Below are 20824 nucleotides of genomic sequence, written 5' to 3'. Positions count from 1 at the left end.
GCCACCCTCTCAGATGGTGGACGCCGTCACGGGCGGGCGCGCGGAGTCAATAGGATCGGGGCCATGCTGCGCTGGTTGACCGCGGGGGAGTCCCACGGCCCGGCCCTGACCGCGATCGTGGAGGGGCTGCCGGCCGGTGTGCGCGTGACCTCGGGGGACATCGCCGAGGAACTGCGCCGCCGCCGGCTCGGGCACGGGCGGGGCGCCCGGATGAAGTTCGAGCAGGACGAGGTGACGATCCTCGGCGGCGTCCGGCACGGGGTGACGCTCGGCGGGCCGGTCGCGATCGAGGTCGGCAACACCGAGTGGCCCAAATGGGAGACGGTCATGTCGGCCGACCCCGTCGACGCCGACGTCCTCGCCGCCCAGGCGCGCAACGCGCCGCTGTCGCAGCCCCGGCCCGGCCACGCCGACCTCGTCGGCATGCAGAAGTACGGCTTCGACGACGCCCGTCCCGTGCTGGAGCGGGCGAGCGCCCGGGAGACCGCCGCCCGCGTCGCGCTCGGGACCGTCGCCAAGGCGTTCCTCAAGCAGGCCCTCGGCGTGGACGTCCTCAGCCACGTGATCGCGCTCGGCGAGGTCGAGGCGCCCGCCGGCGTCCTGCCCGGCCCCGGCGACCTCGCCCGGGTGGACGAGAGCCCCGTCCGCTGCTTCGACGCCGGCGCCTCCGCGGCGATGGTCGCGCACATCGACGAGACGAAGAAGGCCGGCGACACCCTCGGCGGCGTCGTCGAGGTCCTCGCCTACGGGCTGCCGCCCGGCCTCGGCAGCCACGTCCACTGGGACCGCCGGCTCGACTCCCGGCTCGCCGGGATCCTGATGGGCATCCAGGCGATCAAGGGCGTGGAGCTCGGCGACGGGTTCACCACCGCCCGGCGGCCCGGGTCCCGCGCGCACGACGAGATCGACGGCACCCCCGAGGGCGTCCGCCGCCGGACGAACCGCGCGGGCGGCGTCGAGGGCGGCATGACGACCGGCGAGGTGCTGCGGGTGCGCGCCGCGATGAAGCCGATCTCGACCGTCCCCCGGCGCCTCGACACCATCGACGTCAAGACCGGCGAGCCCGCCAAGGCCATCAACCAGCGCAGCGACGTCACCGCGGTCCCGGCCGCCGGGGTCGTCGCCGAGGCGATGGTCGCGCTCGTCCTCGCCGACGCCGCGCTGGAGAAGTTCGGCGGCGACTCCGCCGAGGAGACCGCCCGCAACCTGCGCGGCTACCTGTCCGCCCTGACGATCAAGTGAGCGGGACCATGCGACCGAAGGCAGTCATCATCGGGCCGCCCGGCTCGGGCAAGACCACGATCGGCGGCGCGCTCGCCGACCGGCTCGGCGTCGCGCTGCGCGACACCGACGCCGACGTCGAGGCCGCGGCGGGCAAGCCGATCGGCGAGATCTTCATCGACGACGGCGAGGACCGCTTCCGCGAGCTGGAGCGCGCCGCCGTCGCCGCCGCCCTCGCCGAGCACCCGGGCGTCGTCGCGCTCGGCGGCGGCGCCGTCCTGGCCGCCGAGACCCAGGAGCTGCTCGGCGGGCACACCGTCGTCTACCTGAAGGTCGGGCTGTCCGAGGCGATCAAGCGGGTCGGCCTCGCGTCCGCCCGCCCGCTGCTCGTGCTGAACCCGCGCAGCCAGATGCGCAAGCTGCTGGCGGAGCGCCTCCCGATCTACGAGCGCCTCGGCACGGTCACCGTCGACACCGACGGCCGCGAGCCCGCCGAGATCGTCGAAGAGATCGCCAAGGGCCTGGAGGACGCGTGACGCCGGGGCGGGTGCACGTCGGCGGGCCCGACCCGTACGACGTCGTCATCGGGACGGGCGTCCTCAGCGAGCTGCCCGCGATGGTCGGCGACCGCGCCCGCACCGTCGCCGTCGTGCACGCCGAGGGGCTCCCGGAGATCGCCCGCCCCGTCGCCGGCGCCCTCGAACAGGCCGGGTACGCCGTCCACGCGCTGCCCGTCCCCGACGGGGAGGCCGCCAAGGAGGTCGGCGTGCTCGCCGGGCTCTGGTCGTCCTTCGCCCGCCTCGGCATGACCCGCACCGACGTCGTCGTCGGCGTCGGCGGCGGCGCCACCACCGACCTCGCCGGGTTCGCGGCGGCGTCGTGGCTGCGCGGGGTGCGGGCGGTGCTCGTCCCGACCACGCTGCTCGGCATGGTGGACGCGGCGGTCGGCGGCAAGACCGGCATCAACATCCCCGAGGGCAAGAACCTCGTCGGCGCGTTCCATCCGCCCGCCGGCGTCCTGTGCGACCTCGCCACGCTGGTGACGATGCCGCACGAGGACTACATCAGCGGCCTCGCCGAGATCATCAAGGCCGGGTTCATCGCCGACCCCGCGATCCTCGCCCTCGTCGAGGACGACCCGAAGGGCGCCGCGTCCCCCGACGGCCCGCACACCCGTGAGCTCGTCGAACGCGCGATCAAGGTCAAGGCCGACGTCGTCTCGGCCGACCTCAGGGAGAGCGGCCTCCGCGAGATCCTCAACTACGGCCACACCCTCGCGCACGCCATCGAGAAGGCCGAGGAGTACCGGTTCCGGCACGGCCACGCCGTCGCGATCGGCATGGTCTACGCCGCCGAGCTCGCCCGGCTCGCCGGCCGGCTGCCCGCCGGGGACGTCCGGCGGCACCGCGACGTCCTCGCCTCCGTCGGCCTGCCCGTCTCCTACGCCGCCGACTGGCCCGGCCTGCGCGCCACCATGACCATCGACAAGAAGTCGCGCGGGAGGACGCTCCGCTTCGTCGTCCTGGACGGCATCGGGCGGCCGGGCCGCCTCGAGGGCCCGGACGAGGAGCTGCTCGCCGCCGCCTACCGGGAGATCACCCCATGACCCGCGTGCTCGTCCTGAACGGCCCGAACCTGCGCCGGCTCGGCGTCCGCGAGCCCGACACCTACGGCACGACGAGCTTCGACGACCTCACCGCCCTGTGCCGCGACGCCGGCCGCCGCCTCGACCTGAGCGTGGAGGTCCGGCAGACCGACGACGAGGCCGAGCTGGTCCGCTGGGTGCACGAGGCCGCCGACGAGCGCGTCCCCATCGTGCTGAACCCGGCCGCGTTCACGCACTACTCCTACTCGCTGCGCGACGCCCTCGCCCAGCGCACCGCCCCGCTCGTCGAGGTCCACATCACCAACCCGGCGACCCGCGAGGAGTTCCGCCACACCTCCGTCGTCGCCGGCGTCGCCACCGGCACCATCGCGGGCTTCGGCCCCATGTCCTACGTCCTGGCCCTCCAGGCCGTCGCCGAACTCCTCGCCGAGAACCGCTAGTCCTCGCGGACGGCCTGCCGGGTCATGTCCTTGAGCTCGGCGACCACGTCGTCCAGCGGGGCGACGTCGCGGTGGGCGCGGCACAGGATGGTCGCGCCCTCGACGGCGGCGACGATGAGGCGGGCCAGGCGGGCGGCGCGGTCGTCGGGGACGCCGGCGTTGCCGAGGCCGGTGGCGAGGGTGTCCTGCCAGCGGCCGAACACCGCGGCGGCGGCCTTCGCGAGCTGCGGGGCGTCGTCGTGGGCCTCCACGGTGACCGCGACGACGGGGCAGCCGGCCCGGAACTCGCTCTTGACCAGGACCTGACGCCACCAGCCGACGAAGGCGTCCACGGCGGACGCGGCGTCGCCGCCCTCGGTGGCGGCGAGGATGCCGGCGTTGAGGAACTCGCCGGCGTAGCGGACGGCCTCCTCGGCGAGCTGCGCCTTGCCGTCCGGGAAGTGGTGGTAGATCGACCCGCGCGGGGCGCCGCTGTGCGCGATGACGTCGCGGAAGCCGGTACCGCTGTAGCCGCGCTCGCGGAAGAGGTAGGCGGCGCTGCGCACCATGCGTTCCCGGCTGTCGGTCCCCATGGTTCGATTATGACATTCATCATATGGTGGTCGCGTTGCCCATGACGGACGTCATAGAACATGGTTCCTATGACGGACGTCCTACCGAGGGAGCGGAATGGCGAGCACGGCGGGCCTCGAGCAGCTGAAGGAGCTGCTCACCATGGGCGCGGAGAAGGGATACGGCATCGGGGCGCTGCTGGGCATGACCGCCGAGACCCTGGAGCCCGGACGGGTCGTGTTCGCCCTCACGCCGCGCACCGACTTCAGCAACCCCCTCGGGACGGTGCACGGCGGCATCATGTCGACGCTGCTCGACTCGGCGATGGGGTGCGCGGTGCACACGTCGCTGCCGGAGGGTGCGAGCTACACGACGCTGGAGCTCAAGGTGAACTTCGTCCGGGCGGTGCCGCTGGAGGGCGGCCGGCTGGTGTGCGAGGGGACGACCGTGCACGTCGGGCGCAAGGTCGCGACGGCCGAGGGTCGCATCACCAACGCGGACGGCAAGCTCGTCGCGCACGGCACGACGACCTGCATGGTCTTCCCCGCACCTACTCGCGAGTAGGGTTCGCTCAGGCACGGATGAAGGAGAGCCACGTGATCGACCTCCAGCGCGACGGAGACGTGTACGTCCTGCGGTTCGACGCCGGCGAGAACCGGTTCGGCCCCGACTTCCTCGGCGCGGTCGAGGACGCGCTCGACACGGTGGCGAAGAACGACGGGCCGGGCGCCCTGGTCACCGCGGGCACCGGCAAGTTCTACTCCAACGGCCTCGACCTGGAGTGGCTCGGCGCCAACCAGGACAAGTTCGAGGAGTACCTGGGCCGCGTGCACGGCGTGTTCGCCCGCGTCCTGGAGCTGCCGATGCCGACGTTCGCGGCGGTGAACGGGCACGCGTTCGCCGGCGGCGCCATGCTCGCCCTCTGCCACGACACCGTGCTCATGCGCACCGACCGCGGTTACTTCTGCCTGCCCGAGGTCGACCTCGGCATGAGCTTCACGCCCGGCATGAACGCGCTGCTCAAGGAGCGGCTGCCGACCGCCACCGCGCACGAGGCCATGCTCACGGGCCGCCGCTACACCGCCGAGGAGGCGCGGGCGGCCGGGATCGTCCAGCGGACCGCCGCCGAGGACGAGGTCCTGCCCGCGGCCATGGAGCTCGCGGCCGCGGCGGCGGGCCGCGGCGGCAGGACGGTCGCCCGGATCCGCGCCGACCTGTACCGGCCGGTGCTGGACGCGCTGCACGGTCCCGCCCTGCCCTGACCGGCGGGCGGCGGGATAGGTTACGTTCGACTGGAATCGGATTCGGTTAGGGAGGATGCCTGATGCGCATCGGGATGGCGCTCAGCTACTCGGGCGGTTTCAAGGAGACCGTCGAGGAGCTGGCCGACTACGAGAAGGCCGGTCTCGACATCGTCTATATCGCGGAGGCCTACAGCTTCGACGCGGTGAGCCAGATGGGCTACATCGCCGCCAAGACCGAGCGGCTGGAGATCGCCTCCGGCATCCTCAACATCTACTCGCGCACGCCGACGGCGATGGCGCAGACCGCCGCCGGGCTGGACTACGTGTCCGACGGCCGGTTCACGCTCGGCATCGGCGCGTCCGGCCCGCAGGTCATCGAGGGCTTCCACGGCGTCCCCTACACCGCGCCGCTCGGCCGCACCCGCGAGGTCATCGAGATCTGCCGCAAGGTGTGGCGGCGGGAGCGGCTCCAGTACGACGGCAAGCACTACACGCTGCCGCTGCCCGCCGACCGGGGCACCGGCCTCGGCAAGCCGCTGAAGCTCATCAACCACCCGGTGCGGGCCGACATCCCGATCCTGGTCGCCGCCATCGGCCCGAAGAACGTCGAGCAGACCGCCGAGATCGCCAACGGCTGGGAGCCGATCTTCTACATGCCGGAGAAGGCCGCCGACGTGTGGGGCGCCTCCCTCGCCGCGGGCAAGGCGCGCCGCGACCCCGCGCTCGGCGAGCTGGACGTCGTCGGCCAGGCCGCGCTCGCCATCGGCGACGACGTGCAGGGCTACCTGGAGTTCGGCCGTCCCATGGCGGCGCTCTACATCGGCGGCATGGGCGCCAAGGGCAAGAACTTCTACAACGACCTCGCCCGCCGGTACGGCTTCGAGAAGGAGGCCGAGGAGATCCAGGACCTGTACCTGGACGGCAAGAAGGACGAGGCCGCCGCGAAGGTCCCGCAGGAGCTGCTGGAGAAGATGTCCCTCATCGGCTCCGAGGGGCACGTCCGCGAGCGGCTCGCCGCGATGAAGGAGTCCGGGATCACCACCCTGAACGTGTCCCCGATCGCGGGCGACCACAAGGGCCGGCTCGCCCTGATCGAGAAGGTCAAGGAGATGGCCGCCGAAGTGTGAGCGGGCGGGGCGGGCCGCCGCCGGCCCGCCCCCGCGCCGTCACAGCGCCGCGTGGACCTCCCTCGCGACGCGCTCGCCGGAGCGGACCGCGCCGTCCATGTAGCCCGTCCAGTAGTCGGACGTCTCCGTGCCCGCCCAGTGGATCCGGCCGCACGGCGCGCGCAGCGCCGGGCCGAACGCGGTCAGGGCGCCGGGCGGGGCGATGCCGACCGGGCCGCCGCCGCTCCACATCTCGTTGTCCCAGCGCTGGAACGCCGTGATCCGCGGAGCGGCCGCCTTGTCGCCGAACAGCCTGGTGAACGATTCGAGCCCCGCGGCCCGGACCTCGTCGGCGGACGCGCCGTCCAGCCTGCGGATGTTCGCCTGGTTCATGAAGCCCATCAGGATGCCGCGCGACCCGTCCGGCGGGCTGTTGTCGAACGTCGCGTCGATGGCGCCGCTGTCGGCGACGGCCTGCCCGGTGAGGCCGTCCGCCCGCCAGAACGGCGTGTCGTAGACGCCGACGAACTTGGCGATCGAGCCCATCGGGTAGCGCTGCATCAGCTGCGCCCGGCTCGCGGGCAGCCCCGGCGAGTAGTCGATCTTCCCGGCGATCGCCGGGGACATCGCCACGACGACCCGCTTCGCCGACACCGTGAGGCCGTCCGCGGTGACGGTGACGCCGTCCGCGCCGGTCGCGATCGACCGCACCGGCGCGTTGTAGCGGACGATGTCGCCGAGCCTCGCCGCCAGCCGGACCGGGACCTCCTGCGACCCGCCGACGAACCGCGACTCCTGCGCGCCGTCCTTGGTGTTGATCAGCCGGTCGATCGTCCCCGGGGTGCTCTCGTTGCCCGCCGAGGCCGCGTAGTTCAGCAGGTACAGCAGCGAGATCTCCTGCGAGCGCATCGACAGCGTCGAGGAGGCGAACGCGTCCATCAGGAACCGGGCGCCGCCGCTCAGCGAGTTGGACCGCGACCAGGTGTGGAAGGTCTGCGCGTCCCACTCCTCGGCCTTCGCCGCCTTCCACGGCTCCCCGACCGGGATCTCCTTGACCATGCCGCCGAGCTTGAGCAGCGCCAGCTCCAGGTCGATCACGCCCCAGTCCGGCGGGACCGCGCCGAGCAGGCCGTCGGTGGCGTACAGGGACCGCTTCCCGTTGCGGTAGTAGACGTTCTTGCCCTCGTTGTAGGTCTTGAAGGTCTCGACGCCCATGTCCCTGGCGAGCGCGGCGATGCGGTCCTGCGTCGGGCCGATGAACTCGGCGCCGCCCTCGCTGGTGGTGCCGTCGCCGAGCGGCAGCCCGTACACGCGCCCGCCGGGACGCTCCCGGGCCTCCAGGACGAGCACGGAGCGGCCGGCGGCGGCCAGGTCGCGCGCGGCGGTGAGACCGGACAGGCCGGCCCCGACGATCACCACGTCGGTGCTGACGGGGGCGGTGCGGGCGGCGGCGGACGGCGCCGCGGCGGCGGAGGCGACGGCTCCGGCGGCGGTGAGCGCGCCCGTGCCGAGGAGTCTGCGGCGGCTGACTCGCGTCAAGGGGATCCCTCCTGGGGGGAAGTCCAGAAGCGGGGGGACGGAAGATCACACGGCAGCTCACGCTAGGGCGGACCTCGAGCCGAAGTCGAGGGTTCTTCATGTTTCGTGACCGCGTCGAGACGGCCCCCCGGCGATCATCTAGAGTCCTGGGCATGGGGGAGACGCACATCGCGCGGCGGCGCCGGCTCGCCGCGCTCGCCGCCGACCGCGGCCTGGCCGCCGCGCTGGTGACCCGGCTGGTCAACGTCCGCTACCTGACCGGCCTCGACAGCTCCCGCGCGGCGCTGCTCGTCCCGGCCGACGGCGAGGCCGTCCTCGCGACCGACGGCCGCTACGCCGGCATGGCCGCCGAGGTCTGCCCGGACCTGCCGGTCGTCGTCGACCGCCAGGTCGCCGCCGCGCTGATCAAGCGGGCCGCCGCGGACGGCCACGGCCGGCTCGGCTTCGAGGCCCACGACATCACCGTCGAGCAGCACACCGCCCTCCGCGATGAGGCCGGCAAGCTCGACACGCCGGTCGAACTGGCGCCGCTCGGCCACCTCGTCGAGGAACTGCGCATGGTCAAGGACGAGGAGGAGATCGGCCTCCTCCGCGAGGCGTGCGCCATCACCGACCGCGCCTTCGAGACCGTCCTCCCCGAGATCCGCGCCGGCGTCACCGAGCGGGCCGTCGCGATCGCCCTCGAACGGGCCATGGTCGACCTCGGCGCCGAGCGCCCCGCGTTCGAGTCGATCATCGCGTCCGGGCCGAACGGCGCCGTCCCGCACCACCACCCCGGCGGCCGCGAACTCCAGGCCGGCGACCTCGTCACCATGGACTTCGGCGCCCTGTACGGCGGCTACCACGCCGACATGACCCGCACCGTCGCGATCGGCGAGCCCGCCGGCTGGCAGCGCGACCTCTACGACCTCGTCCACCGGGCGCAGCGGGCCGGGATCGCCGCCGCCGCACCCGGCGCGGAGACCAAGGGCGTCGACGCCGCCGCCCGTAAGATCATCGCGGACGCGGGGCACGGCAAGGCGTTCTCCCACGGCCTCGGGCACGGCGTCGGCCTGGAGATCCACGAAGCGCCGCTCATGGGGTACGACCAAACCGGTAAACTGCTGGACCGGGTTCCGATCACCGCGGAGCCGGGGGTCTACCTCGCGGGCCGGGGCGGGGTCCGCATCGAGGACACTCTGGTGGTCCGCGCGGACGGCCCCGAGCTCCTCACCACAACGACGAAGGACCTGCTCGTCCTGTAGGCGCGCGGGTCCGCGACCGGGAGAATCAGCCAGTGGCGACGACGAACGACCTGAAGAACGGCATGACGCTGAACCTCGACGGCCAGCTCTGGACCGTCCTGGAGTTCCAGCACGTCAAGCCAGGCAAGGGCGGCGCGTTCGTCCGCACCAAGCTCAAGAACGTGCTGTCCGGGAAGGTCGTCGACAAGACCTTCAACGCCGGCACCAAGGTCGAGGTGGCGAGCGTCGACAAGCGGGAGATGCAGTACCTCTACCGCGAGGGCGAGGACTTCGTCTTCATGGACACCGAGACCTACGACCAGCCGCACATCCCCGCGGCCGTCGTCGGCACCGCCGCCGACTACCTGCTCCCCGAGCAGAACGCCGTGATCGCCTTCAACAACGAGAACCCGCTCTACGTCGAGCTGCCCGCCGCCGTCGTGCTGGAGATCACCGAGACCGAGCCGGGCCTGCAGGGCGACCGCTCCACCGGCGGCAGCAAGCCCGCCACCGTGGAGACCGGCGCGCAGATCCAGGTCCCGCTGTTCATCACCACCGGCGAGAAGGTCAAGGTCGACACCCGCTCCGGCGAGTACCTCGGCCGCGCCTGAGATGGCGGCGCGCACCAAGGCACGGAAACTCGCCCTGGACATCCTGTTCGCGGCGGAACTGCGCGAGGAGGAGCCGACGGCCGTCCTCGCCGGCCGGGGCCGCCCCAACCAGGACGAACTGGCCGAATACCCGCACGCCGTCCGCCTCATCGAAGGCGTCCAGGAGCACCGCGACCGCATCGACGAACTGATCGCCACCTACGCCACCGGGTGGACGCTGGAGCGCATGCCCACCGTCGACCGCAACATCCTGCGGATGGGCGCCTACGAACTCCTGTGGGTCGACGACGTCCCCGACGGCGTCGCGGTCAGCGAAGCCGTCGGCCTCGCCACCGAACTCTCCACCGACGAATCCCCCCGCTTCGTCAACGGCCTCCTCTCCCGCCTCCAACACCTGAAGCCCTCTCTCAGTCTTTAACACCCAGGGGGGCGACCCCCTGGAACCCCCGTCACGGGCGGGAGGCTGTTTCCCCGATCCGCTGGCGCGTCTCGGCGAAACAGCCTCCCGCCCGGCGGGCCGGGCGGCCTCCGGGCGCTAGAGCGCCCTCCAGCCGCCCGACCCGTGACTGGTGGCTGAGGTTCGAACGTGGAGTGAGCCTGAATCGCCTTTCCCCGCCTGAACCGCAACCGGCAGTCGCGGGCGGGCACGCGGAGCGAGCGCCGGCGAGCGCAGCGGGCCTGCCCGTCGAGCCGGGCGACCGCAGCGCCACGAGGAGACCCGCACGGTCACAGCGACAGAAACCGTGGTGTGAGGATCGACCGGCTCGTGACGGGGGGGTTCCAGGGGGTCGCCCCCCAGGGCAACACAGCGGCTAGGCTGAGGCGGGATGAGCGACGTTAGGGGAGTGGCCGTGACCGGCCGGCAGCAGAAGCGGGTGCGGGGCGGTGGCCGGGTGCGCAGCGCGGTCCTGTGGGAAGCCCTGCGCACCGTCCTCGACCGCATCACCCCCGAGGCCGGGCCGCACGACGTGGTGGACGTCGGCGGCGGCACCGGCGGGTTCGCGGTGCCGCTCGCCGAGCTGGGGCACCGGGTCACCGTGGTCGACGCCAACCCGGACGCGCTCGCCGCGCTGGAGCGCCGCGCCGCCGAGTCCGGGGTGCGGGTCCGCGCGGTGCAGGGCGACGCCGTCGACCTGCCCGACCTGCTGGGCCCCGACGCCGCCGACCTCGTGCTGTGCCACAGCGTCCTGGAGTACGTCGACGACCCCGGCGCGGCGATGGCGGCCCTCACCGGCGCGGTCCGGCCGGGCGGCTCGGTCAGCGTGCTCGTCGCCGGGCAGGTCGCCGCGGCGCTGCACCGCGCCGTGGCCGGGCACTTCGACGACGCGCGGCGGGTGCTGACCGACCCCGCCGGACGCTGGGGCGAGGGCGACCGGATGCCCCGCCGCTTCACCCGGGAGACCCTGTCGGCGCTGGTGCGCGGCGCGGACCTGCGGGTCGCCGAGCTGCACGGCGTCCGCATCTTCGCCGACCTGGTGCCGAGCGGCCTGCTGGACGGCGACTCCGACTCCGCCGACGCGCTGATCGCGCTGGAGTCGGTCGCGGCCGTCCACCCGGTCCTGCGGGACCTGGCCGCCCAGCTGCACCTGGTGGCCGACAAGCCGGCCGGCTAGCCGTGAGCCGCAAGCAGCAGCTGCACCGGCCCGGTCCGCAGCCGGGGCCGCCCGCCGACGACACCGGCTGCCACATCCTGCACGTCGACATGGACGCGTTCTTCGTCAGCGTCGAGCTGCTCGAACGGCCCGAGCTGCGGGGGCGTCCCGTGATCGTGGGCGGCGCCGGGCCGCGCGGCGTGGTGTCCGCGGCGTCCTACGAGGCCCGGACGTTCGGGGTGCACTCGGCGATGCCGATGACGCGCGCGCGGCGGCTGTGCCCGCAGGCGGTCGTGCTGCCGGTGAGCCACGGCAAGTACTCCCGCGTCTCCGCCGCCGTGTTCGAGATCTTCCGCTCGGTCACCCCGCTGGTGGAGGGCCTGTCGCTGGACGAGGCGTTCCTCGACGTGGCGGGCGCCCGGCGGCGGCTCGGCCGTCCCGCGCGGATCGCGCAGCTCATCCGCGAGCAGGTGCGCGACCAGCAGGGCATCACCTGCTCGGTCGGCGTCGCGAGCACCAAGTTCATCGCCAAGCTCGCCTCGACCCGGTGCAAGCCGGACGGGCTGCTCGTCGTCCCCGCGGACGGCGCCGTCGACTTCCTGCACCCGCTGCCCGTCGCGTCCCTGTGGGGCGTCGGGGAGCGGACGGAGCAGACGCTCGTCCGGCTCGGCCTGCGGACGGTCGGGCAGCTCGCCCAGGTGCCGCTCCCCACGCTCCAGCGCGAGCTCGGCACCGCGCTCGGCGCGCACCTGCACGAGCTGGCCTGGGGCCGTGACCCGCGCGAGGTCGTCCCGGAGACGCCCGACAAGAGCATCGGCGCGGAGGAGACGTTCGACACCGACGTCGACGACCCGGAGGTGATCCGCCGGTCGCTGCTGCGGCTGGCGGAGAAGACCGGCGAGCGGTTGCGCGCCAGCGGGAACGCGGGCCGGACGGTCAGCGTCAAACTGCGGATGGCGAGCTTCAAGACGATCACCCGGGCGCGGACGCTGAGCGAGCCGACCGATCTCGCCCGTGTGATCTACGTCACAGCGTGCGAGCTGTACGAGGCGGCCGGGCTGGAACGGGTACGACTCCGACTGGTCGGCGTCCGGGTGGAGAACCTGGGCCCGGCCGGCGAGGCCCCCCGTCAGCTCGCCTTCGACGAGCCGGAACGCGGTTGGCGTGAGGCCGAGCGAGCCATGGACCAGGTCGCGCACCGGTTCGGCCGCGGCGCGGTCCGCCCCGCCGCGCTGGTGCGGCGCGCGGCGGACGGTGACGGACGGGACGGCAGGGACGGAAGACAATGAAAGAAGGCGGTGGGGTGACCGGCACCGGGCCCTCGGCGGGCCGTTCGCTTTCGTACGCTCGACAGTGCTCGTATTCTGGGCATATCACCGTTGACGTTCGCGTCCCGCATCGGATACCCCGTCGCGGAGCTGTCGTTGGGAGGTGCCGTGCCGCTCTCTGAGCACGAGCAGCGCATGCTCGAACAGATCGAATCGGCTCTGTACGCCGAGGATCCGAAGTTCGCTCACGCGGTTCGCTCGACCAACCCCCAGGTCCACTACAAGCGCCGGATCGTCAAGGCCGCCCTCGGCTTCGTCGTGGGCGTCTGCGCGCTGATGGCCGGCCTCGTGATCAACGAGGGCACGGTCACCATCGCGATCAGCGTGACGGGTTTCCTGCTGATGGTGGTCTGCTGCGTCTGGGCGCTGACGAGCTGGAAGCGCATGACGGGCATCGGCAACGAGCCCGCCCGCCCCGGCGGGGGCCGCACCGCCCGCCCGGCCAAGGCGGGCTTTATGGAACGCATGGAAGAACGCTGGCGCCGCCGCACCGAAGGCGACTGACCGGCGGCGTCCGCAGCTGAGCGCCGACGGAGCCGAGGGCGATGGCCAGTCCCGTTTGTGCGGGGTCTGGCAGTCGCTCCCGGGGTGATGTTGACCGGCGTTCGGAGTTGAGTCGAGGGCGGCACTCACTCCTGCTTGTGCAGGGGACTGGGGCCGCCCTCGGGACGTGAAGTGGCCGACGTCTGTAGCGGGATGAGGCGTCGGTTTGTTCTGCCCTCGTGGGGTCTGCTGGCGCCTCTACGGATGAGCTGATCCGCGTCTGTGGCGTGGTGTGGGGCGGTGCTCCGGTCCTGCTTGTGCAGGGCCGGTTTCGTGTGTTCGGGGTTACTTGCGGCGTAGGCGGTTGGGGAGGTCGTTCAGGCGGGCGGAGACGTCCAGGACGCGGTCTCCCGCGGTGCGGAGTGTCGTGCGTGCCTGCGCCATCGTCGACGGGGGCAGGAGGCGGGCGCGCCAGCGGGCGCGGCGGCCCACGGACGCGGCGAACGCCTCCCGGACGGTGCGGACGTCGGCGCGGAGCCGCTCCGCCGGCTCGGGGGAGCGGGACCTGGAGTAGCGGGCCAGTTCCTCGGCGCGGGCGATGCGGGTGAGGGCCTGCGCGTCCGCGCCGTCCAGCTCCAGCAGTTCGCCGAGGCGGCGCGCGGTCGCGCGCGGGGAGTCGCTGGCCCGCCATTCGAGCCCGTGGTCGAGGGCGTCGGCGCGCATCTCCCGCCACGCGGCGTGGGCCGCGCCCGCCGGGTCCGGCGCCGCCGGTGTCCGGGGGCGGGGCGGGGCGCCGGGCGGCGGTGGCGAGGGCGGCGGCGGGGCCAGCGCGGCCCAGCGGCGGCGGCGGGTGATCATCCGCAGTGTCATCGGGACGGCCATCAGCAGCAGCACCAGCGCCGCGCCCGCCAGCCAGGGGACGGCGCTGGAGCCGTCCTCCTCGTCGTTCTGCGCGGTGGTGGCGCCGCCGGGGCCCTCGTCGTTGCGGTGGCGGGCGCCCGCGCCGGGCGCCGCGGTGGCCTCGCCGGCGGCGGCGGAGCTGTCCGGCGTCTGCGCGCCCGCGCTGTCGCTCCCGCCGCCGCTGCTGACGGCGGGCTGGCTGTAGGACGGGGCGACGGCGGTGCCCTGCCCGGCGGCGCCGGCCGGCGTCGGCTCGAACCGCACCCAGCCGGTGCCCTGGAAGTACAGCTCCGGCCAGGCGTGCGCGTCCCGCGACCGGACGACCCATTCGCCCGGCCGGACCTCGCTGCCCGGCGTGTACCCCATCGCGACGCGGGACGGGATGCCGAGGATCCGGGCCAGCAGCGCCATCGACGCGGCGTACTGCTCGCAGTAGCCGCGCTTGCCGCGCAGCAGGAACTCGACGAGGTCGTTGCTGTGCTGCGGCGCCGGCGCGGACAGGTCGTAGGTGTACCCGCCGTCGACGGTGAACCAGCTCTGCAGCCGGATGGCCTGCGCGAGCGCGGTCGACGACCCGGCGGTGACCTGCTCGGCCAGCTGCCTGACCTCCTGCGGGATGTTCTTGGGGACCGCCGTGTAGTGCGCGACGATGTCGTCGGGGTAGCCGGCCGCGGCGGCGAGCTGCCCGCTGGTCGGGTCGGCGCGCAGGCTCTCGACGGTGTAGGAGCGGCCGCCCGCCGAGTCGCGCAGCGAGTAGACCATCAGCGACGAGGCGTGCACCCGCCAGTCGCCTTTGATCGCCACGCTGGTCGGCGCGTACGGCACCGGCAGGAACGTCATGTTCCTGACCTCGGGACGCACCCGCACCTGGGTGGTCACCTTGTGCATCCGGCCCATGGTCAGCCCCGGCGGGGGCGGGAGCGCCCGACCGACCGCCACCTTGTCCTTGCCGCTGCTCTTCAGGGGGCTGTAGGTCCAGCGGTCGCCGTCGAACCGGTCCAGGGCGTACAGGCGCAGGTAGTCGGGGCCGTCGGGGTCGTCGGTCCGGTAGGTGAGGACGACCGAGTCGTCCAGCCGGGTCAGTTCCCGCTTCAGGCTGACGAGGGGGTCGGGGGTGGTGACGGTGCGGGTGCCGCCGTTGCCGCCGTTGCCGAGGCCGAACATGCCGCGCGGCTCCAGGCCCGGCACCGCGGCCGGCAGCAGCACCGCGACGGCGACCGCGCCGACCGCGATCCGGCGGCCGCTCACCGCCAGCGGCGTCGCGTCGGGCGGAGCGGCGCCCTCGGCCGGGCCCGGGTCGGCGCCGGCCAGCGGGACCTCGCGGGGCCGCCGGTGGGTGGTGACCGTCCGGCCCCATCCGCCGACCTTCTCGCGGGCGTCGGCCATCAGCAGGCCGAGGAAGCCGAGCGCGCCCGCGCCGAACGCCAGCCAGCCGACGCCGTCCTCCCGGACCGCGGCGGGCACGCTGTACATGGCCAGCAGCGGCAGCCCGGCGGGCGCGGTGCGGTGCAGCCGGACGGCGAGCAGGTCGACCAGCGCCGCGACCAGCCCGATGCCGGCGGCGGTCAGCATCGCGATGCCCGGCAGCGGCGGGACCGGTGCCGCGTACCGGTTCGCGGCCTGCCAGCCGTCCGCGGCGAGGTCGCCGAGGTGCCGCAGCGACTCCGGCGACGGCACGAACACCAGCCACGCCTTGTCGGCGGCGTACACGAGGTCGAGGTAGAGCAGCAGCGCGGCCAGCCCGAACACGAGGTTCATCGGCGCGGGCAGCCGCAGCCGCCGGGACAGCATCCCGCCGCCGGCGACCGCGAGCACCGCGCCGAACCCAGCCCAGAACCAGCCGGCCTGCTCGAACAGCGGGTAGAGGCCGAAGGAGCCGGCGAGCGTCGCCAGCCCGGCCATGGCCGTCATCCGGATCCTCATGCACCGTCCCTGACGAAGTCTTCGCCGGCCTTGCCGGCGGTCGTCCACGCCTGTGCGAGCTCGGCGGCGGTCCGGACGGGCAGCACGCGCCAGCCCGCCGCGCGCAGCAGCCCCGCCGCCGCGTCCGGGGCCGCGCCGTCCGCCGGAGCGGCGGGCCCGCCGCCGACCAGCACCGCGACGCGCGTGCCGGTGCCGCCCCGCACCTCGGCGACCGAGCGGGCCTCCGCGGCGGTCAGCGTGCCGAACACGGCGACCACCAGGCCCTCGCCCTCCCGGCCGCCGCCGCGCAGCGCGGTCAGGCCCGCCGACAGCGACCCGCCCTTGGACCGGTGCGCCACGGCGAGCGCGTCGAGCAGCAGCCCCTCGAACGCGCCCTCGGACGGCGCGGCCGGCAGCGCCTCACCGGCGTCGGTGACGTACCGCAGGCTCATCCCGGTGCGGACGAGGTGCACGCCGATCGACGCGGTCGCCGACACGGCCTGCTCGAACGTGCCGCTCAGCCCCTCGCCCCAGTGCGCGGTGCGGCGGGTGTCGAGGAACAGCGTCCCGCTGCTCTGGAAGTGCTGCTCCTCGCGCCGGACCATCAGCTCGCCGTGCCGGGCGGTGGACCGCCAGTGCACGCGGCGCAGGTCGTCGCCGTGCCGGTACTCGCGCGGGGCGGCGTCGTCCTCACCGGCGGCGGAGACCGCGCGGGCGACGCTGTCGCCGCCGCCCGTCCAGGCGCCCGACAGCCGGCTGTGCGGCAGCGGGACGATCGCGGGCGTCACGGTGAGGGTGTCGGACAGGCTGAACGAGCGCACCAGCTCCACCATCCCGAACGGGTCGGCGAGCCGGACCGTCAGCGGCCCGACGCGGTAGCGCCCGCGCACGTCCGAGCGGATCCGGTAGCCGAGCTGCCGGGAGCCGTGCGGCTCGATCCGCTCCAGCACGAACCGGGCCCGGCCGCCGAGCGCGTAGGGGACCCGGTCCTCCACCATCAGCAGCCCGCTCGGCAGCCGCGACACGTTCTCCAGCCGCAGGTCGACGCGGGACTCCCGGCCGACCGGCAGCCGCGCCGGCTCCAGCCGCCGCGCGCACGCGAGCCGGTACCGCGTCCGCGACACGGCGAGCATGCACAGCAGCGGCAGCACCAGCACGAGCACCCCGGCCCGCAGCAGGTCGCGCTCGCCGAGGACGACCGCGCACACGATCGCGGTCGCGCCGGCGGCCACGAAGGACCGCCCGCGCGTGGTGAGGCCGGCGAGCGCGCGTCGCACCGGTCACTTCCCGGGGGAGGGCACCGGCAGCCGCTTCACCAGTTCGGCGACGACCTGCTCGGGGCGGCGCCGCTCCACCTGCGCCTCCGGCGTCGGCAGCAGCCGGTGCGCGAGGACGGGGACGGCGAGATCCTGGACGTCGTCGGGGACGACGTAGTCGCGGTCGTCGAGCGCCGCGTACGCGCGCGCCGCCCGCACCAGGTGCAGCGTCGCCCGGGGGGACGCGCCGAGCCGCAGCTCGGGGTGCTTGCGGGTGGCGGAGACGAGGTCGATCGCGTACTGCCGCACGGCCGGCGCGACGTGCTGGCGCCGCACCACCTCGATGAGGTCGCGGACGTCGGCGGCGTGCGCGACCGGGGCGAGCCGGTCGAGCGGGGACGCCTGGCCGTGCGTGTCGAGCATCTCCATCTCGGCGGCGGCGTCGGGGTACCCCATCGAGATGCGGGCGGTGAACCGGTCGCGCTGCGCCTCCGGCAGCGGGTAGGTGCCCTCCATCTCCACCGGGTTCTGCGTGGAGATCACCATGAACGGCGGCTCCAGCGCGTAGGTGGTGCCGTCCACCGTGACCTGCCGCTCCTCCATGCACTCCAGCAGCGCCGACTGCGTCTTCGGGGACGCCCGGTTGATCTCGTCGCCGACCACGATGTTGGCGAACACCGGGCCCGGCTTGAACTCGAACTCGCGCAGCTCCTGGTTGTAGGCGCTGACCCCGGTGATGTCGCTGGGCAGCAGGTCCGGGGTGAACTGGACGCGCCGCACCGAGCAGTCGACCGAGCGCGCGAGCGCCTTGGCCAGCATCGTCTTGCCGACCCCGGGCACGTCCTCGATCAGCAGGTGCCCCTCCGCCAGCAGCACCGTGAGCGCGAGCCGCACCACCGAGGGCTTGCCCTCGATGACCGACTCCACCGCGTCCCGGATCTTGTTCGCGACATGGGCGAGCCCGTCGAGCCCGCGGCCGGACCCCTCGCCTCCCGAGGCGCGCCGCCGGGCCGGGTGGGGAGCCGGTGGGTCGGTCTCCATGAACGACTCTCCGTGCGTGCCTACTGCCACCAAACCCTCCTCAGCCGTCCCACCCGACAGTACGTCGTCGGAACGCCCGCCGCGATGTTCATGGGGAACGCGAGCCCATTGTGCTGCACGGGGCGGACAGCGCACGCCGGTCGCCGTCCGCCACTTCGCTCCACCACGATCATCCACCGCGCCCCGCGGCGCCCGGAACCGCGGCGACGGGTGCCCGCGGCCGGTCCGGCGCGCGGTGGGGGCGCTGGCGGGCTCCACCTCACACCACCCTCTCTGACCTGCGGTTTCGCGCGCGGAATTCGTCCGTGGGAGGTGTTTTTCTTGTTGACGGTGGGGAAGAGTGGAGTAGAGTGGGGCGCCGTGGGGGCGGTAGCACCCCATGCGGCGCGGGAGGTGGGGCCGGTGTTCCTCGGCACCCATTCACCGCGCCTCGACGACAAGGGACGGCTGTTCCTGCCGGCGAAGTACCGCGAGGAGCTGTCGGGGGGATTGGTGATCACGAAGGGCCAGGAACGCTGCCTGTACGTCTTCCCCATGGCGGAGTTCCAGCGGATTACCGAGGCTCTGCGTGCCGCGCCGGTCACGGAGAAGGCGGTCCGGAGCTACAGCCGGGTCTTCTTCGCCAGTGCCTCCGACGAGGTACCGGACAAGCAGGGCCGCGTCACGATTCCTCCTCCCCTGCGCAAGTACGCGGGGCTCACCCGCGACTGCGCGGTCATCGGGGCCAACACGCGCCTGGAGATCTGGGACGCCCAGGCATGGGAGACCTACCTGGAGCAGGAGGAGCAGACGTTCTCCGACGTCTCGGAGGAGGTGTTGCCAGGGATCCTCTGAGCGAATGACTCGTCGGTCCGTTGACCGGCTATGGCCCACGTTCGGCCAGGTCTCCAGCCGCTCTCCGAGCCAGCTGGCGCAGCTTCCCCGGTGCCAGACGGCGACCCCCCGCGGAAACGCGGTGATCTTCCTCTAGGGCAGCGGATGGGGACCTGGCCGGGCGAGGCCGCCGCCGGGGGCGCGGAACGGTCAGGTCCGGCGATGCCACGCAGTCCGCGAGCGAAGTGGCAGTACAGGGGGGTGAACCATGGACGTGGGCGACCACGCGTCCGAGGAGGCCGGCGTGCCCGCCGGCGACCGGGGGGCCGGCAGCGGCCACGTGCCGGTGATGCTCGGCCGCATCCTCGAGCTCCTCGTCCCCGCCGCCGAGGCGGTGACGGGCCGCGACCCCGTCTACCTGGACGCCACGCTCGGCATGGGCGGCCACGCCGAGGCGATGCTGCGCGCCGTGCCGCGGCTGCGGCTGATCGGCCTCGACCGCGACACCCTCGCGCTGGAGCGCTCCGCCCGCCGGCTCGCGCCGTTCGGCGACCGGGTCACGCTGGAGCACGCCGTCTACGACGAGATTCCGGCGGTGCTGCGCCGGACCGGCGTGCGCGCGGTGGACGCCGTCCTGTTCGACCTCGGGGTGTCCTCCCCGCAGCTCGACGAGGCCGACCGCGGCTTCGCCTACTCCTACGACGCGCCGCTCGACATGCGGATGGACCGCACCCAGCGCCTCACCGCCGCCGAGGTCGTCAACGGCTACCCGCCCGCCGAGCTCGCCCGCATCCTGCGCGAGTACGGCGAGGAGCGGTTCGCCCAGCGGATCGCCTCGGCCATCGTCCGCGAGCGCGAGCGCGCCCCGCTGGCCTCCACCCGCCGGCTCGCCGACCTCGTCCGCACCGCCATCCCGGCCGCGACCCGCCGCACCGGCGGCAACCCGGCCAAGCGCACCTTCCAGGCGCTGCGCATCGAGGTGAACGGCGAACTCGACAGCTGGCGCCGGGCCCTGCCCGCCGCACTGGACGCGCTCCCGGTCGGGGGCCGGGTCGCCGTCCTGTCCTACCACTCCCTCGAGGACCGCATCACCAAGCAGGTCCTCGCCGCCCAGGCGGCCGACACCACCCCGCCGGACCTGCCCGTCCCGCTGCCCGAGCACGAGCCGAGGTTCCGGCTCCTGACGCGCGGGGCCGAGCTGCCGTCCGACGCGGAGACCACGACCAACCCACGGGCCGGATCGGTGCGGCTGCGCGCCGCGGAGCGGGTCCGGGAGGCGACATGACGACGACGAGCAGGCGCCCGCCGACCAAGGCGCCGAAGAAGAAGAGGACGGCGGCGCCGGGGCCCGCGGCGCGGGGCGCGACGGCGACGGCCCCGCCCAAGGCCCCGCCGAAGGCTCCCGCCGCGGCCGCGCCGAAGACGGAGGCCAAGGCCCCGGCCAAGGCCGCGGGCAAGGCTCCGGCCAAGACCGCGGCGGGCAAGGGCACGGCCGCCGCGCCCGCGAAGGCGGCGGGCGGCGGGAAGGCGAAGGCGGCGGTCCGGGCACGTCCGGCCGCGGCCGGACGGCCCGCGCCGCGCGCGCCGTTCGTGCTGCTCATCGTCGGGCTGCTCGGCGGCGCGCTGGTGAGCCTGCTGCTGCTCAACACCGTCCTCGCCAAGGACGCGTTCACCCTGACGCGGCTCCAGCAGAGCAACAAGCAGCTGGAGCAGCAGCGCCAGGCGTACGAGGAGGAGATCGCCCGCGAGGGCTCGCCGGCGGGGCTGGCGCGCAAGGCCAGGGCGCTCGGCATGAAGGAGGCCGAGGACCCGGCCTTCTTCGACACCGAGACCGGCCGGCCCGGCGCCGGGAAGATCCGGCCCGTCCCGCAGGCGGCCGCCGCGTCGGCGGGCGCCGCGGGCGTGCTCGGCGTCCCCGGCACCGTGGTGCCCGGCGACGGCGTGCGGCCGCCGGCCGACACCGGCGC

Annotated in this window: 21 protein-coding genes; 16 read left to right on the top strand and 5 right to left on the bottom strand. The window is 73.9% G+C overall.

Annotation, left to right across the window (positions count from 1 at the left end; all coding sequences use genetic code 11):
- Nucleotides 1-63: 63 nt before the first annotated feature.
- The 4 genes from aroC to aroQ are packed head-to-tail and all read left to right on the top strand — an operon-like array spanning nucleotide 64 to nucleotide 3267.
- Complete coding sequence (gene aroC / locus AB0K34_RS35240) at nucleotides 64-1242, top strand: chorismate synthase (RefSeq protein WP_364553196.1); 1179 nt, start codon at nucleotides 64-66, stop codon at nucleotides 1240-1242.
- A gap of 8 nt (nucleotides 1243-1250) precedes the next feature.
- Complete coding sequence (locus AB0K34_RS35235) at nucleotides 1251-1757, top strand: shikimate kinase (protein ID WP_301177576.1); 507 nt, start codon at nucleotides 1251-1253, stop codon at nucleotides 1755-1757.
- Complete coding sequence (gene aroB, locus AB0K34_RS35230; protein WP_301177577.1) at nucleotides 1754-2827, top strand: 3-dehydroquinate synthase; 1074 nt, start codon at nucleotides 1754-1756, stop codon at nucleotides 2825-2827. Before AB0K34_RS35235 ends, aroB begins: the two co-directional genes overlap by 4 nt.
- Nucleotides 2824-3267, top strand: a complete 444-nt coding sequence (aroQ, locus tag AB0K34_RS35225) for a type II 3-dehydroquinate dehydratase (RefSeq protein ID WP_138639330.1) — start codon at nucleotides 2824-2826, stop codon at nucleotides 3265-3267. Before aroB ends, aroQ begins: the two co-directional genes overlap by 4 nt.
- Here aroQ and AB0K34_RS35220 read toward each other — a convergent pair.
- Nucleotides 3264-3839: a TetR/AcrR family transcriptional regulator gene (locus AB0K34_RS35220; RefSeq protein ID WP_301177578.1), complete on the bottom strand. Its 576-nt coding sequence runs from the start codon at nucleotides 3837-3839 to the stop codon at nucleotides 3264-3266. The two genes, aroQ and AB0K34_RS35220, sit on opposite strands and share 4 nt — an antisense overlap.
- 97 nt (nucleotides 3840-3936) lie before the next feature.
- On the opposite strand from AB0K34_RS35220, the gene AB0K34_RS35215 reads away from it, so the two are divergent.
- The 3 genes from AB0K34_RS35215 to AB0K34_RS35205 all read left to right on the top strand — a co-directional run bounded on the left by AB0K34_RS35215 (nucleotide 3937) and on the right by AB0K34_RS35205 (nucleotide 6190).
- A complete protein-coding gene (locus AB0K34_RS35215; RefSeq protein WP_301177579.1) occupies nucleotides 3937-4383 on the top strand; it encodes a PaaI family thioesterase in 447 nt (148 codons plus the stop codon).
- 32 nt (nucleotides 4384-4415) lie between these two features.
- The gene (locus AB0K34_RS35210) at nucleotides 4416-5081 is read left to right on the top strand and encodes an enoyl-CoA hydratase-related protein (protein WP_301177580.1); all 666 of its coding nucleotides are present in this window, start codon (nucleotides 4416-4418) and stop codon (nucleotides 5079-5081) included.
- A 62-nt stretch (nucleotides 5082-5143) separates the two neighbouring features.
- Nucleotides 5144-6190, top strand: a complete 1047-nt coding sequence (locus AB0K34_RS35205) for an LLM class F420-dependent oxidoreductase (protein WP_301177581.1) — start codon at nucleotides 5144-5146, stop codon at nucleotides 6188-6190.
- A 39-nt stretch (nucleotides 6191-6229) separates the two neighbouring features.
- Here the strand turns inward: AB0K34_RS35205 and AB0K34_RS35200 are convergent, their stop codons facing one another.
- On the bottom strand, nucleotides 6230-7708 hold the full coding sequence (locus AB0K34_RS35200) for a flavin monoamine oxidase family protein (RefSeq protein WP_301177582.1): 1479 nt from the start codon (nucleotides 7706-7708) through the stop codon (nucleotides 6230-6232).
- A 152-nt stretch (nucleotides 7709-7860) separates the two neighbouring features.
- On the opposite strand from AB0K34_RS35200, the gene AB0K34_RS35195 reads away from it, so the two are divergent.
- The 6 genes from AB0K34_RS35195 (at nucleotide 7861) to AB0K34_RS35170 (ending at nucleotide 12966) form a co-directional block, all read left to right on the top strand.
- Entirely contained in the window at nucleotides 7861-8952 is a 1092-nt protein-coding gene (locus AB0K34_RS35195) for an aminopeptidase P family protein (RefSeq protein ID WP_301177583.1), read from the top strand.
- A 32-nt stretch (nucleotides 8953-8984) separates the two neighbouring features.
- Complete coding sequence (gene efp, locus AB0K34_RS35190) at nucleotides 8985-9542, top strand: elongation factor P (RefSeq protein WP_138639337.1); 558 nt, start codon at nucleotides 8985-8987, stop codon at nucleotides 9540-9542.
- 1 nt (nucleotide 9543) lies between these two features.
- Complete coding sequence (nusB, locus tag AB0K34_RS35185; protein ID WP_138639338.1) at nucleotides 9544-9960, top strand: transcription antitermination factor NusB; 417 nt, start codon at nucleotides 9544-9546, stop codon at nucleotides 9958-9960.
- Between the two features lie 409 nt (nucleotides 9961-10369).
- Nucleotides 10370-11155 (top strand): methyltransferase domain-containing protein, encoded by a 786-nt coding sequence (locus tag AB0K34_RS35180; RefSeq protein ID WP_364553193.1) that lies wholly within the window; start codon nucleotides 10370-10372, stop codon nucleotides 11153-11155.
- Nucleotides 11156-11157: 2 nt separating this feature from the next.
- Nucleotides 11158-12423, top strand: a complete 1266-nt coding sequence (locus AB0K34_RS35175) for a DNA polymerase IV (RefSeq protein ID WP_301177584.1) — start codon at nucleotides 11158-11160, stop codon at nucleotides 12421-12423.
- Between the two features lie 147 nt (nucleotides 12424-12570).
- Nucleotides 12571-12966 carry a DUF3040 domain-containing protein gene (locus AB0K34_RS35170; RefSeq protein WP_138642134.1) on the top strand — a complete coding sequence of 132 codons (396 nt, stop codon included), beginning with the start codon at nucleotides 12571-12573 and terminating at the stop codon, nucleotides 12964-12966.
- 324 nt (nucleotides 12967-13290) lie between these two features.
- Here AB0K34_RS35170 and AB0K34_RS35165 read toward each other — a convergent pair whose 3' ends face one another.
- From AB0K34_RS35165 to AB0K34_RS35155, 3 genes are read right to left on the bottom strand one after another with little or no spacing between them, the layout of a single operon-like run.
- A complete protein-coding gene (locus AB0K34_RS35165; protein ID WP_364553192.1) occupies nucleotides 13291-15768 on the bottom strand; it encodes a DUF3488 and transglutaminase-like domain-containing protein in 2478 nt (825 codons plus the stop codon).
- Nucleotides 15765-17024 (bottom strand): DUF58 domain-containing protein, encoded by a 1260-nt coding sequence (locus AB0K34_RS35160; protein ID WP_364553191.1) that lies wholly within the window; start codon nucleotides 17022-17024, stop codon nucleotides 15765-15767. The genes AB0K34_RS35165 and AB0K34_RS35160 overlap by 4 nt, the downstream gene beginning before the upstream one ends.
- A 3-nt stretch (nucleotides 17025-17027) precedes the next feature.
- Nucleotides 17028-18074 (bottom strand): MoxR family ATPase, encoded by a 1047-nt coding sequence (locus tag AB0K34_RS35155; protein ID WP_364553190.1) that lies wholly within the window; start codon nucleotides 18072-18074, stop codon nucleotides 17028-17030.
- Nucleotides 18075-18446: 372 nt separating this feature from the next.
- Between AB0K34_RS35155 and mraZ the strand changes: the two genes are divergently transcribed.
- From mraZ to AB0K34_RS35140, 3 genes are all read left to right on the top strand, one after another.
- Complete coding sequence (gene mraZ, locus AB0K34_RS35150) at nucleotides 18447-18878, top strand: division/cell wall cluster transcriptional repressor MraZ (RefSeq protein ID WP_089324294.1); 432 nt, start codon at nucleotides 18447-18449, stop codon at nucleotides 18876-18878.
- A gap of 247 nt (nucleotides 18879-19125) precedes the next feature.
- Complete coding sequence (rsmH, locus tag AB0K34_RS35145; RefSeq protein ID WP_364553188.1) at nucleotides 19126-20142, top strand: 16S rRNA (cytosine(1402)-N(4))-methyltransferase RsmH; 1017 nt, start codon at nucleotides 19126-19128, stop codon at nucleotides 20140-20142.
- A partial coding sequence (locus tag AB0K34_RS35140; protein WP_364553187.1) for a hypothetical protein occupies nucleotides 20139-20824 on the top strand: 686 nt, incomplete at its 3' end. The genes rsmH and AB0K34_RS35140, both read left to right, overlap by 4 nt.

It is taken from the genome of Actinomadura sp. NPDC049382, assembly GCF_040677125.1.
GTDB classification, from domain to species: domain Bacteria; phylum Actinomycetota; class Actinomycetes; order Streptosporangiales; family Streptosporangiaceae; genus Spirillospora; species Spirillospora geliboluensis.
Note: the sequence above shows the minus strand (reverse complement) of the source record. Positions and strands in the feature narration are given on the sequence as shown.

What these genes read in the sequence shown, in the direction of transcription:
- aroC (WP_364553196.1), top strand. Translation starts at nt 64, where the DNA reads ATGCTGCGCTGGTTGACCGCGGGGGAGTCCCACGGCCCGGCCCTGACC.
- AB0K34_RS35235 (WP_301177576.1), top strand. Translation starts at nt 1,251, where the DNA reads ATGCGACCGAAGGCAGTCATCATCGGGCCGCCCGGCTCGGGCAAGACC.
- aroQ (WP_138639330.1), top strand. Translation starts at nt 2,824, where the DNA reads ATGACCCGCGTGCTCGTCCTGAACGGCCCGAACCTGCGCCGGCTCGGC.
- AB0K34_RS35220 (WP_301177578.1), bottom strand. Translation starts at nt 3,839, where the DNA reads ATGGGGACCGACAGCCGGGAACGCATGGTGCGCAGCGCCGCCTACCTC.
- AB0K34_RS35215 (WP_301177579.1), top strand. Translation starts at nt 3,937, where the DNA reads ATGGCGAGCACGGCGGGCCTCGAGCAGCTGAAGGAGCTGCTCACCATG.
- AB0K34_RS35205 (WP_301177581.1), top strand. Translation starts at nt 5,144, where the DNA reads ATGCGCATCGGGATGGCGCTCAGCTACTCGGGCGGTTTCAAGGAGACC.
- AB0K34_RS35195 (WP_301177583.1), top strand. Translation starts at nt 7,861, where the DNA reads ATGGGGGAGACGCACATCGCGCGGCGGCGCCGGCTCGCCGCGCTCGCC.
- nusB (WP_138639338.1), top strand. Translation starts at nt 9,544, where the DNA reads ATGGCGGCGCGCACCAAGGCACGGAAACTCGCCCTGGACATCCTGTTC.
- AB0K34_RS35180 (WP_364553193.1), top strand. Translation starts at nt 10,370, where the DNA reads ATGAGCGACGTTAGGGGAGTGGCCGTGACCGGCCGGCAGCAGAAGCGG.
- AB0K34_RS35165 (WP_364553192.1), bottom strand. Translation starts at nt 15,768, where the DNA reads ATGAGGATCCGGATGACGGCCATGGCCGGGCTGGCGACGCTCGCCGGC.
- rsmH (WP_364553188.1), top strand. Translation starts at nt 19,126, where the DNA reads ATGGACGTGGGCGACCACGCGTCCGAGGAGGCCGGCGTGCCCGCCGGC.